Annotated in this window: 9 protein-coding genes and 2 pseudogenes; 5 read left to right on the top strand and 6 right to left on the bottom strand. The window is 49.2% G+C overall.

Features of this window, described 5'->3' with window-relative positions:
- Positions 1–1,267: pseudogene (locus tag CRI63_RS22200) on the top strand (type II toxin-antitoxin system HipA family toxin); the annotation flags it as partial.
- A gap of 234 nt (positions 1,268–1,501) precedes the next feature.
- A pseudogene (locus CRI63_RS22205) lies at positions 1,502–2,386 on the top strand (alpha/beta fold hydrolase); the annotation flags it as partial.
- A 61-nt stretch (positions 2,387–2,447) separates the two neighbouring features.
- Here CRI63_RS22205 and CRI63_RS22210 read toward each other — a convergent pair.
- Positions 2,448–3,341, bottom strand: a complete 894-nt coding sequence (locus tag CRI63_RS22210) for a LysR family transcriptional regulator (RefSeq protein ID WP_135520822.1) — start codon at positions 3,339–3,341, stop codon at positions 2,448–2,450.
- Between the two features lie 150 nt (positions 3,342–3,491).
- Between CRI63_RS22210 and CRI63_RS22215 the strand changes: the two genes are divergently transcribed.
- The 3 genes from CRI63_RS22215 (at position 3,492) to CRI63_RS22225 (ending at position 5,067) form a co-directional block, all read left to right on the top strand.
- A complete protein-coding gene (locus CRI63_RS22215) occupies positions 3,492–4,265 on the top strand; it encodes an SDR family oxidoreductase (RefSeq protein ID WP_135385950.1) in 774 nt (257 codons plus the stop codon).
- Positions 4,266–4,390: 125 nt separating this feature from the next.
- On the top strand, positions 4,391–4,642 hold the full coding sequence (locus CRI63_RS22220; protein WP_135520846.1) for a DUF1471 domain-containing protein: 252 nt from the start codon (positions 4,391–4,393) through the stop codon (positions 4,640–4,642).
- Positions 4,643–4,698: 56 nt separating this feature from the next.
- The gene (locus CRI63_RS22225) at positions 4,699–5,067 is read left to right on the top strand and encodes a helix-turn-helix domain-containing protein (protein WP_135520824.1); all 369 of its coding nucleotides are present in this window, start codon (positions 4,699–4,701) and stop codon (positions 5,065–5,067) included.
- A gap of 236 nt (positions 5,068–5,303) precedes the next feature.
- On the opposite strand, the gene tibA is transcribed toward CRI63_RS22225, so the two are convergent.
- The 5 genes from tibA to CRI63_RS22250 all read right to left on the bottom strand — a co-directional run bounded on the left by tibA (position 5,304) and on the right by CRI63_RS22250 (position 12,653).
- A complete protein-coding gene (tibA, locus tag CRI63_RS22230; protein WP_135520826.1) occupies positions 5,304–9,011 on the bottom strand; it encodes an autotransporter adhesin/invasin glycoprotein TibA in 3,708 nt (1,235 codons plus the stop codon).
- A complete protein-coding gene (locus CRI63_RS22235; protein WP_135520828.1) occupies positions 9,004–10,224 on the bottom strand; it encodes an autotransporter strand-loop-strand O-heptosyltransferase in 1,221 nt (406 codons plus the stop codon). The genes tibA and CRI63_RS22235 overlap by 8 nt, the downstream gene beginning before the upstream one ends.
- Before the next feature lie 321 nt (positions 10,225–10,545).
- On the bottom strand, positions 10,546–11,163 hold the full coding sequence (locus CRI63_RS22240; RefSeq protein ID WP_135489294.1) for a LuxR C-terminal-related transcriptional regulator: 618 nt from the start codon (positions 11,161–11,163) through the stop codon (positions 10,546–10,548).
- On the bottom strand, positions 11,160–11,624 hold the full coding sequence (locus tag CRI63_RS22245) for a CaiF/GrlA family transcriptional regulator (protein WP_135520830.1): 465 nt from the start codon (positions 11,622–11,624) through the stop codon (positions 11,160–11,162). Before CRI63_RS22245 ends, CRI63_RS22240 begins: the two co-directional genes overlap by 4 nt.
- Before the next feature lie 366 nt (positions 11,625–11,990).
- Entirely contained in the window at positions 11,991–12,653 is a 663-nt protein-coding gene (locus CRI63_RS22250; protein ID WP_130219592.1) for a tyrosine-type DNA invertase, read from the bottom strand.
- Positions 12,654–12,742: the final 89 nt, after the last annotated feature.

Raw genomic sequence — 12,742 nt, forward strand, 5'->3', positions numbered from 1 at the left:
CAAATGGCGCGCACACTTTTAGGTATGCGCCGGAGTGGTTAGCCAACCGTTATTGCCAGGCCGTTGTCGCTATCGATGCCATTGCAGAGGGGGAATAGTCGCCTCTGATGCCGTGTTTAACTTCTTCGATAACCTGTTACCCGATAGCCCGGTTGTACGCGACCGGATCGTTAAACGTTATCATGCTAAATCCAGACAACCGTTTGATTTATTGTCAGAAATAGGGCGAGACAGCGTTGGCGCCGTGACGTTATTACCAGAAGATGAAACCGTAACGCACCCGATAATGGCATGGGAAAAGCTTACTGACGCCAGACTTGAAGAAGTATTAACGGCCTATAAAGCAGATATTCCGCTAGGCATGATTAGAGAAGAAAATGACTTTCGTATCTCGGTTGCTGGCGCGCAGGAGAAGACCGCGCTGCTCAGAATGGGCAATGACTGGTGCATTCCGAAAGGAATAACGCCGACGACGCATATCATTAAATTACCGATTGGTGAAATCAGGCAGCCCAACGCGACGCTCGATCTCAGTCAAAGCGTGGATAATGAATATTACTGTCTGCTGCTGGCGAAAGAACTCGGGTTGAATGTTCCGGACGCAGAAATCATAAAAGCGGGTAGAGTGCGCGCGTTAGCGGTCGAACGCTTTGACAGGCGCTGGAATACTGAACGAACGGTTTTACTTCGCTTGCCACAGGAGGATATGTGTCAGACATTCGGTTTACCTTCATCGGTGAAATATGAATCTGACGGAGGCCCAGGCATCGCGCGGATCATGGCGTTTTTAATGGGGTCCAGCGAGGCGCTTCGCGATCGTTATGATTTTATGAAATTCCAGGTATTCCAGTGGTTGATTGGCGCGACGGACGGCCATGCGAAAAATTTTTCGGTTTTTATCCAGGCCGGTGGCAGTTATCGACTCACGCCATTTTACGACATCATTTCAGCATTTCCGGTATTGGGTGGCGCGGGAATACACATCAGCGATCTCAAACTGGCAATGGGGCTTAACGCATCCAAAGGCAGAAAAACGGCAATCGATAAAATTTATCCGCGACATTTTTTGGCGACAGCAAAGGCGCTGAAATTCCCGGAAGTGCTGATGCATGAAATCCTGAGTGACTTTGCCAGAATGATTCCCGCAGCACTGGATAACGTGAAGACTTCATTACCGGCAGATTTTTCGGAGAATGTGGTGACGGCAATTGAAACCAATGTGTTGAGGTTGCACGGTCGGTTAAGCCGAGAATACGGAATTAAGTGAGATGAGGGTTTTGATCGTGGCTAATGAGCAGGACAATCATGACCGCTAAAGACTGGATTTTCCCTTTGTTTATGTTGGTGCGCATAATGTATATTATGTTAAATAGCGAATTGGATTGGATAAGCAACGTCTTACACCCACGTCTCGCCTCGTAGAGTCAGCAAATTACTACCCTATTGTCGGAATCTTGATTCCCCAGAATGCTGGAGCTCTCTTTCGATTTTTTAACTACCTTATCATGGCGATCATGCGTCGGTGTTCTATCAAATACCGGAGAATCCGCATAAATATCCCATAGTTATGCTGCATGGCGCGGGCCAGTCTTCTCGTACCTGGGAAAGTACGCCAGATGGTCGTGAAGGGTTCCAGAACATATTCCTGCGCCGCGGATTCTCCACGTATATTGTCGATCAGCCGCGTCGGGGTGATGCCGGACGTACCACTGTAGAAGGTACGGTTACACCAAAACCTGATGAGCAGATGTGGTTTAACCAGTTCCGTGTTGGCGTGTGGCCAGAGTATTTTAAAGGCGTCCAGTTTTCCCACGACAAAGAGGCACTAAATCAGTATTTCCGCCAGATGACTCCGAATACAGGACCATTTGATGTCAATGTCATCTCTGATGCAATGTCTGCCGTAGTGGATAAATCAGGCCCGGCAATCCTCTTTACTCACTCTCAGGGTGGTGGACCAGGCTGGTATGCCGCGATGAAAAACAACAAGGTCAAAGCCATTGTCGCCTTCGAGCCAGGCAGCGGTTTTGTGTTCCCGGAAAAAGAGCTCCCTGCCCCTATGCCAAGTGCGTTCGACACGCTGAAGGGTGAACCCGTGCCAATGGAACAGTTTATAGCGCTGACTAAAATCCCGATTTTGATTATTTACGGCGATAACATACCGGATAAACCTGTAGCCATGCCCGCACAGGACAGCTGGCGAGTACGGCTGGCAATGGCGCGTAAGTGGCGTGATGTGGTTAACAAGCATGGTGGGGATGTGACGGTGACGCATCTGCCTGAGGCTGGAATCAGAGGTAATACCCACTTCCCGTTCTCTGAGCTGAATAATGTGCAAATCGCTGATTTGGTGAGTCGGTTTTTGAAAGAGAAAAATCTGCAATAGCCATACCAGGCATGCGTATGCCGTTAATACCTGAACGGGCCCACAGCAAAAAGCGGGCCCTTTACTCTGAATAGCGAAGTGCATCAATCAACAGCGCAAAAGCAGGCGGATGCTGCTTACGGCTGGGATAGTAAAGGTAATATCCGGGAAAAGTTGGACACCACTCCTGTAAAACCTGAATAAGCTCGCCTGACTTTACATAATCCTGAACCTCGTTTTCGGGAACACAGGCGATACCAAATCCTGATAATGCGGCATCAATTCTTTCTGGCAGCAAATTAAACGTCAGTTGCCCATCAACTCTGACCCGAAACGGTTTTCCTTCGCGTTCAAACTCCCAGTGATAAAGTCCACCGGCAGTTGGCAGACGCATATTGATGCAGCGATGATTTTGTAGTTCGTGAGGCGTTTCAGGCGCAGGGTTTGCAGCAAAATACGCCGGCGATCCCACCATGGCCATCCGCATCTCCGGCCCAATTCGCACTGCAATCATATCCTTATCCACACTTTCACCCAGCCGGATCCCAGCATCAAAACGACCTTCAACAATATCGACAAAACCGTTATCCACCACCAGTTCGACATTGATTTCGGGATATTCCCTGAGGAACGGTTTTAGCTTCGGCCAGACCAGACTGCGCGCAGCATGTTCCCCGGCTGATAAACGAATATTCCCGGTGGGCGTGCCATTCAGTTGGATAAGTGATTCCAGCTCGCGCTCAAGCTCATCTATACGTGGCTCAAGACAGGCAATTATTCTCTCCCCTGCTTCCGTGGGAGCCACGCTACGGGTAGTTCGGGTTAAGAGACGGATATTTAACCTTTCCTCCAGTGCCTTCATTGCATGGCTAAGTGCAGACTGAGAGACGCCGAGTTTGCTCGCTGCTTTGGTAAAACTTCGCTCTCTTGCCACCACAAGAAAGATTTGCAGTTCGTTGAAGTTTTCTTTAAGCATTGACGATTTCCTTGTAGAAGCATTCCCTTCAAAGCGCATTCATGAAGGGTGTTCATAGACACAATCATTTTAGCCTCGTTACTGGCAATAATGATAATTGATATTCTCTGGCTGTATCAAATATAAGGCTGAATTATCAGAAGGTTTATCATGAAAATACTCGTTGCTGGCGCAACAGGAAGCATTGGTATTCATGTTGTGAATACTGCTATTGCAATGGGCCATCAGCCCGTGGCTCTGGTCAGGAATCGGCGGAAAATCAAGTTACTCCCTCGTGGAACAGATATTTTCTATGGCGATGTTTCAATACCTGAAACACTCACCGATTTACCGAAAGATATTGATGCCATCATTTTTACACTCGGCTCCGATGGTCAGGGACGTATTGGTGCCAGAGCGATAGATTACGGCGGTGTACGTAACATTTTGCGAATATTCAGGGATACACCTGTTCGCATCGCCCTGATGACAACGATTGGCGTTACTGAGCGGCTCAGTAGCTGGAATCAACGTACTGAAGTTCATGACTGGAAGAGACGCTCTGAACGCCTGGTCAGAGCCAGTGGGCATATCTACACTATCGTCAGACCCGGCTGGTTTGATTACAACAATGATGATGAGCACAGAATCGTCATGCTTCAGGGGGATAGACGCCATGCGGGAACGCCGGAAGATGGTGTTATCTCCCGGGAACAAATCGCCCGGGTACTGGTAACGGCCTTGAGCAATGATGCGGCTAAAAATAAAACGTTCGAACTGGTCGCAGAGCAAGGAGAAGCACAGCAGGATCTCACCCCTCTGTTTGCAGAGCTGCAGAGTGATAACCCCCAAAAAAATGATGGGGTTTTCGATATAGACAATATGCCCCTTACTGAAGAACCTGAGTGCGTTATTAACGACCTGAATCTGTACTCAAAAATCTGACAACGTTGTCATATGACAGTCAGTCTTATGACAGCTTAGAACTGTATATTTACAGATCAAGAAGGAGGAAGCTCCTTCTGATATTTGTCAACTCCCAAATATGTCGTTTAAAACAGGTATCAGATATGAAAGCACTACTAATTACTGCATTATTCATGGGATTCATTTCGGTAAATACTGCATCTGCTGCTGAGGAGATTCGTCATGCAGATGGCAAAGAAAAGATTGGTGTAGTCTCAGCCAGTAATGCCCTGACGCTTGATGAATTATCGAATGCGCTTTCTCGTAAAGCTGATGAGCAAGGAGCAATATCATACAAAATTCTGTCAACCACGGGGAATAACCGATTGCACGGGGTTGCTGAAATCTATAAGTAAATAATTAGCATTTTGAACAATATATGTCACAGCCCTCTTATAGTTAGCGTCGTCTTATGTCCAGAACAGAAGATATTATCAATGAGGTAACTCAATGGATTGATTCAAACATACATAAACCGCTGAAGATAGACGATGTTGCTGCGCGGGCTGGATACTCTAAGTGGCATCTTCAGCGGATTTTTGTACAGATAAAAAAAGTTAGCCTTGGGAAATATATCAAAGATAAAAAACTTGGTCTTGCAGCTAAAGATCTTGTCGAGACTAATGAGTCTGTGATGAGCATCGCCTATAAATATGGGTTCGATTCTCAACAGACTTTTACTCGGATTTTCTCTAAAAAATACAAATTACCACCATTAAAATATAGAAACACCGAAAGGATAAAAAACATTAATATTTTAAATATTTTCACACTTACGTAGTATCACTTAAATGGTAATTTATTCTGCATCGAGAGATGAATATCTTTTGAGCCCATAGTTCTAATGGACATGGAAACCTGTTTACCCTTGTTTTATCCCCTCAGATATTACTTTGCATCGCTACAGGCCGTGAAGTTTTTTACGAATTCTGGCAGCAAGTATTTAAACGCGGGCGGAAGCCTTTTAACTTCCGCCCGCACCGCATGGTTTAATCCCTGCTGTGTTCAGGACACGTCTCAGAAATTAAAACGGAACCCGACACTGCCCGTGATCGGAGACTCAGTATGTTTACCGTTTTCATAACGAGCTTCAGCCCAGACGCCAGCATTTGGGGTCAGTTGCGCACTGACACCCAGTCCGTATTTCCCGGTCGTCCCGGAGATGTCGTTCCTGAAGTCGTAGGTGTCATTGATACGGACTTTGTTGTTGTCCGAAAATTCATGATTCACCGCCGCCGACAGGTACGGCTTGACCTCTTTTCCTGCAACGTCCAGGGTCATCCCCAGCTTCACGCCAGCCTCAGCCTGCAGAGATTTGGTCGCACCGATATTGGCTTTCATGCCGTTATTCAGGCTGATATCTTTCGCATCCGCCCTGAATGCAGTTGTCCGCACGTATGGCTGCGCCCATGCATTCTCATTCAGACTGAAGGTTCTGCCCGCTTCGAGACTACCGCCGAAACCGTTCTGGCTGTAATCGCCCTTCACCGCCGTGCCGTCACTCATCCAGGTACGCAGCTCATTATTAAAGCGGTTGTATTTCAGCACACCGTCCACGTAGTAGCCGTCATTATCAAACCAGGTCGCGTACAGACCACCACCGGTGCTGTCGACTTTACTCTTTCCTCCACGGGCATGTTTAATGCTGTTGTCGCTGTAAGAGAAGAAAGTACCTACCGCTAAACTGCTGTCACTCAGGTCAAAGACCATATCGGCGCCGGTTTCGAAACCGTTCTGGGTCAGGGTATAGCCCGAGCTGGCCCCGCCGCTAATGCGGTTGTCTGACCCGGTATAACGGCCCCATACGCCCCCTGGTGCACGGGTATTCTGCATCACATCACCATGACGGAAACGCAGATTATCCAGCTCGCTGTTGAAGACGTATGCCGGTGCTGTCGCCATGCCCAGTACTGCGTCGGCCGATTTTGTTGTGCGACGCACCGGAGACGACGATGTACCTGCATCTGGCTTACCTGCGTCAGGGTTAGTCGGCGGAGTAACCGGAGGCGGAGTATCAACCTTCAAATACCAGTTGGTATTTTCCTTGCTCAGGCCGTATTCCCAGGTACCGGCATCGACTTTCCCGCCTTTCAGGGTAAACGCAGCATCACCGCCACCTGTTTGCACCACCTGAAGCGGCGCACCTGCAGATACTGGCTCCAGACCGGTGTTTTTGATATCCAGCACAAAGTTACCGCTGGCATTACCCGCGACATTCAGCATATCTCCGGTATGCGATGCAATATCCGTGTTCATCCGGAACGTCCCGCTACCTGACAGACTCCCGAGCGCCAGCGACACCGCCTGGAAGGCTGGCGTCAGACGCGTGGTTGCTGACGGACGGAAATCAACGGTCCCGTTATCCAGCGTTAATGCGCCAACAGTGGAGTCACCATCGAGATGCCAGACAGAAGCACCTTTAACCGCCATATCACCTGCGCCGGTGTTGTCTCCCGCAACGTTCCCCGTCAGGATGGTCCCGTTATCCAGCGTCAGGGTGGTGCCTGACTGTGTTGTCACATTAGCCTTAGCCTGAAGGGCATCCATCGTCATGGCCCCGCCACTCTGAAGGACAATCCCACCGTCCTGAGACAACAGACCGCTGAAGCGGGTGCTACCGCCTTCCTGTGTCAGGGTACCGGTACCCGTCAGGGTGCCTGCGAAGGTCGCAGCACTGTTGTTAAGGTAATACAGGTTCCCTTCATTTGTGACAACGTCACCGACGAGAGTCCCTTTATCAGTCAAGGTGGTGGTACCAAGGAGCACACCGCCGCTGCGGACATCCAGCGTACCGTCACTGCCAACCATCGTATCGCTGGCCTGATGACCGTCAAACACCGTCAGGTATCCGCCGTTTTCCAGCAGCATATTGGCTGCACTGCCGCCAGCGATACTGAAACTGCCTTTATCGTTGGTACCACTCACGGCTGCACTGGTATTGGTGACGACAGCCCCGCCACTGTTCTGGGTAACTTTAGATGCTGAGCCACCGGCCTCCACCTGTAGCATGCCGCCGCTTGTGATAGTCGTTTCTGTGACATTACCGTCGATGTAAACATGCTGACGTCCACCACTGTTAACGATTGTGTCAGTGGCACTGCCGCCACTGGAGACATACTGGCGTCCGCCGTTGTTAACTGTAGTTTTCGTGGCATTTCCGGCGTAGAGATACTGCCCCCCACCGGAATTAATTGTAGTGTTAGTGGTACTGCCGCCGCTGGAGATAAACTGGCGCCCAGTATTGTTAATTACGGTGTCCGTGGCACTGCCGCCGATACGGACATACTGGCGACCGCCGCTATTAATAGAAGTAGCAATGGCGATACCGCCTTTGGAGACAAACTGACGCCCACCGTCATTAACAGAGGCGTTCAACGCATTGCCGCCGCTGTAGACATATTGGCTCCCTCCGTTGTTAACGAGGGTGCTCGTAGCAACACCGCCGCTGGAGACAGCCTGGATACCACCACTGTTAAGGGTAGTGCTCGTGGCACTGCCGCCTGAATTGATATTCTCGCGGCCACCGTTATTAACGATGGTGCCAGTGACACTCCCGCCGCTGGATACATGCAGTAAGCCATTGTCGTTGATGGTGGTGTCAGTAGCGCTGCCCTTGACCATCATATCTCCACCACTGTTAATAGTGGTACCTGTGGCCTGATGCCCATTGAGTACAGTTAATGAGCCACCATTCTCCAGAAGCATATTGGAAGCACTGCCGCCAGCGATGCTGAAATTGCCTTTAGCGTTGGTACCACTCAGGTCTGCACTGGTATTAGTAACGACAGCACCGCCACTGTTCTGAGTAACCTTAGAGGCTGAGCCACCGGCTTCCACCTGCAGCATGCCGCCGCTGATAATCGTCGTTTCTATGGCATTTCCGCCGCTGCGGACTTTCAGCGTCCCGCTGCTGCCAACGGTTGTATCGCTGGCCTGATGACCACTGTAAACCGTCAGGTAGCCATCGTTCTCCAGCAGCATATTGACTGCACTGCCGCCACCTATACTGAAGCTGCCTTTAGCGTTGGTACCACTCAGGTCTGCACTGGTATTAGTAACGACAGCACCGCCACTTTTCTGAGTAACCTTAGAGGCTGAGCCACCGGCTTCCACCTGCAGCCTGCCGCCGTCCATAATGATCGTTTCTGTCACATTTCCGTTTTTATAAACATGCTGACGCCCGCCACTGTTAACGGTTGTTTTAGTGGCACTGCCACCACTGGAGATATATTGGCGTCCATTCCTGTTAATAGTGGTGTCCGTGGCACTTCCGCCGCTGACATGCTGCTTCCCGAAGTCAACAATGGTTGTATTTGTGGCACTTGCTCCGCTGGATACAATCTGAAGCCCATCTTTATTAATACTGGTGTCCGTAGCACTACCGCCACTGGATACTAGTTGGCTCCCACCACTATTAATGACGGTACTCGTGGCACTACCGCCGCTGTTGACATTCTGAAACCCTCCATCGTTAATGGTGGTATTTGTCGCCGTATCACCCGTACCCAGGGACATGGATGGGCTTGTTCCACCACTTCCAATTGTCTGATTGTCATAGGCTGCCGCCAGTACAGGCTGTGACGGCAAAAGCAAACCAGCAATCAGCCCTGCCAGCACGGTACGCTTGATTTGCCGGGGGCGCTGACCTCCTTTACGGGTCAGTTCTGAGGTAACGACCCACATCCCTGTGGATTCATTCCAGACAGTGTTATAAACCTTATTCATTGCTTACTCCTTTCTCCAGAGTGTCCTCAACACCCTGTTCAGTTAAAGAACGGTGAAGTTTATTGATGACGCCCTTGACCTGGGCGCCGGTTATCAGCCGGGTACATTCAAATTGCCGGTCAGTATTCTTATGTCTCGGGCACCACAAAAAATCGTGGTGGTCAAAATTCAGCGATGTATCGTCCCAGCACCCATAACAGCCATGGGAGTTGAATACCCGCCACGGGGTATAAAACTCACTGTTGGGCAGGCTGAAGCCACTTATCAGCACCACCGGAATACCGGTAGCCCAGGCCAGCCATGACAAGCCGCTTGGCAGGCCAATGAAGAAGCTGGCATGCCGCAGCAGGTTCACCCTCTCCTGCAGCGGAAGCTTGCCGGTAAAGTCCTCTGCGCCCCACGGGATGTGATTCCAGACAAAGCCCTGGCCATAATGGGCATCCCTGTCAATGCACAGCACCCGGTAACCCAGTGATTTCAGGTGTGCGACAACCTCACTCCAGCCAGTGCCGTTGTTCCAGTATTTCGCCTGACAAGTGGACTGTGTGGCGATGCACACATAAGGCTCCTGGATAATCCGGGGGGCAGACAGGTCAAGCCGGACGGGGGCTTCACGCGGGTCAACGCCCAGAATGTAGCCCGCAGAGCGGTGGAAACCGACCTTGCGGAAATCCACCGGCTGATTGTTTGTATCGCCACCGAAATAGAGCCCCACGCGATAGGTGGCATAAGGCGCCACCGTGCGCGGCTTATCCGGCGTGGAAAACTGTATCTGCGGATACTGAGGCGCCAGCAGATCAATAATGTCCTGCGCCATCGTGCATTCCAGACGGCACTTATGCAGGGACTGGAAGCGTTCCGCATAAGGAAACCAGCCGAGCAAATCGCCCAGCGTCCCGGTCGGGAATGAAATCAGTACAGGCCGGTCTTTTAATTTCAGGGTTTCATCCAGCAGAGGCGTTTCTTCCCCCTGACGGAATACCTGAATACGAAAGCGCACGAAATATTTCTTACTGCTGGTTACCCAGCCTTTATCCACATCGCAGCAGAAAAGAATATTTTCTGAATCCGCATCCAGCAAACGCACGTGCCATTTCCCTTCAGGAAGCAATACACGTGCACCATCATTAAAGTCATAAAAAATATTTTCAGGCCCTGCCTGCGTTGGCGTGTCAGGCGGAGGGATAAAAAATGTATTCTTCAGCGTTGACATATTTTCACCTTCAAAAATATATAAGCGTTGAAAAGCACGATGAGTACGCTAAAAATATAACTGAAGTGTCTTTCTTATGATGAGTAACACCCATCGCACGGTTTTGATATTCTTCTGTAATAGCAGAGATGAGTTCACATATGACATTCTCACGATGTCACACCTCGCGCATTCCATTATAGTTAAAACGACTTTAGTCGTTGCCGATGAAATGCACCCTGCATTACTTCCGGCTACGCGCAGGAGTTAGTTTACAGTTTACGTGCAGAAAGACTTATCAATTTCGGAAGTGTATCCGGTCAGTACGTACCGTTACAGCGCTTACAAAAACTTCCTGTTCATAATCCATGCAATATCATTCCGGTTTCTCAGACCGATTTTAAATATCGCCTTTTGTCGGTAGTAACACACATTGCTGTAATGTATCTGCATACGCTTTGCAATATCCCTTACAGTTTCACCGCCAAGAAGTGCATTTATCACATGTCGCTCATTAGCACTTAAACGCTGAAATCTATACCCACTACTTATATAGCGAGAAGGCACTGCCAGAATGCGCAGAAAAATATTTTTCAAGTGATGAAAGCTTTGTGACGGAGAAATCCAGGTAAAAGGATATCTGATATTATTCTGCCCTCCCTGATGGCCAATTAAAATGCATGGAGTCCCTCTCAGTTCGTGGCGTTCAGAATAAAGGACTGACAGATTCCACAAAAACCACAGCGCCCTCACAGTCACTGATGACTCATGGCAGGTGAGATCTACCACAATGACACGCTGTTTCCCGGGGAGGTGTCTGTCAGACAGAATATGCGACACAATCTGCTCCGGTGTTTCCACGGAAATAACCTGAACAGCATGTTGCCCGGCACTTTCCATCACTGCAAAAAGCCCGAGGCGGGTGTACTGACACTGACTCATCAAAAATATCTGTTTCATCCGTATTCTGTCAGCTCCTGAGGAGCCTGTTCATTCTGTTTTCTCGATACCATCCACTGACGTAGTTTCTGAAATTTTGTCTGTGGCCTGAGTAACTGCTTTGCTGCGGGGGCAACAGGTTCCAACTGAACATCCAGTTTTGCTCCTGAACTGGCCGGGATTTCCTGCGGATCCTGTATATCCAGGATCCGCAGGGCGCGTCTTCGTCCCGTTGTCGGTTCGTTCTGTATAAAGCGCCTGCAGCGGATATGGTTTCGCCCCTCGTGCTCAATGTAATACAGAATATCTTTTGCTGTTCTCTGGGGAATATGAAACTCTCGGCTGACCGCCTCAACTGTCAGTAACCTGCCGGTTCGCATCCCCCAGAAGGTCACGATGATATACAGTGGTCGAGCCTGCATGTCCTGAACACACTCAGGACAGAAAAAATGTCTCTTTATTCGTCTGCGTCTCTCAGGCATACCCGCCACCTGAATATCTCTCCGTCAGAAGTATGAATTAAGAAGCACTGACATCCCTCCCCCCAATAATGACAACAGACATCTGTTGCCGCATGTGTCGGGTTATCAGTGCTGAGTAACGCGCAATACAGGTGCACAAGAAGAGGATCTGTTGTTGTCAAAATGACCCATTTTGACAACATTGGATTAAAAAACTAAATTTTTGTTTTTATCTGGTTTTATTTTCTTAGTTATGTGATGTTTTTGGCAATTTATACTGTTAATGGAGTTTTGGAAAATTCAGAAAACTGACAGACATCAATGCCATATTGTTACAGAAGGGAATTGATTCGGGGGTTTTATTGATTTAAATCAAATGATCTTTAATTAATTGTTGTTTGCATAACATGTGTTTTTTAACATTTGCAACCGCAATACAGGCAGTTTACAGTTTGGGTCAAAAAGTTGCTTTTTCGCCCTTTTTGACGGCTTCCATAACCGTTCAAAGCGGGCCGAATTTGAAGCTGTATAAATCACCGTATGCCGGATATTCCGGTGTCCCAGGTAATCCTGAATCAGGCGTGTATCGATGCCGTTATCAGCCAACGCGTAACCACACCCATGTCTCAGCATATGTGGATGGACAGCAACAGCCAGCCCGGCATTTCTTCCTGCTTCAGCCAGCAAGTTATAAAATCGTTGACGGGTAAGCGGACGCCCTGATCTGGAAATAAACAGCCAGTCCCTCTCTTCTTCTGTTGTAGGTAATTTCATAGTTTCCCGGGCTTTGAGCCAGTTCCTGATACATTGTACTTCTTCAGTCAGTAAGGGATGCACGGTGCTGAAGCCGTTTTTCAGGCGCTGGACGCACAGTTTTCGGGACTCGAGCTCAAGGTCAGCAAGACGTAACGAAAGCATTTCGCTGACCCTGAGTCCGTGGATAAAAGCAAGAAGAATCATGCAGGCATCACGTTCCGGGTGGCGCCCCTTCAGCACCGCCTGTATCAAAAGGCTGACTTCATGGTGAGTAAGAAATTTTCGGGAAGACATTAATGGCTCCGGTCAGATGAAACAGAGCATTCAAGAGTGACACGATGACCCCATCAGGCTATGGCTAAACGTGCTAAAGTCAGGAAAGC

The organism is Escherichia sp. E2661 (assembly GCF_004745185.1).
Classification (GTDB): Bacteria; Pseudomonadota; Gammaproteobacteria; order Enterobacterales; family Enterobacteriaceae; genus Escherichia.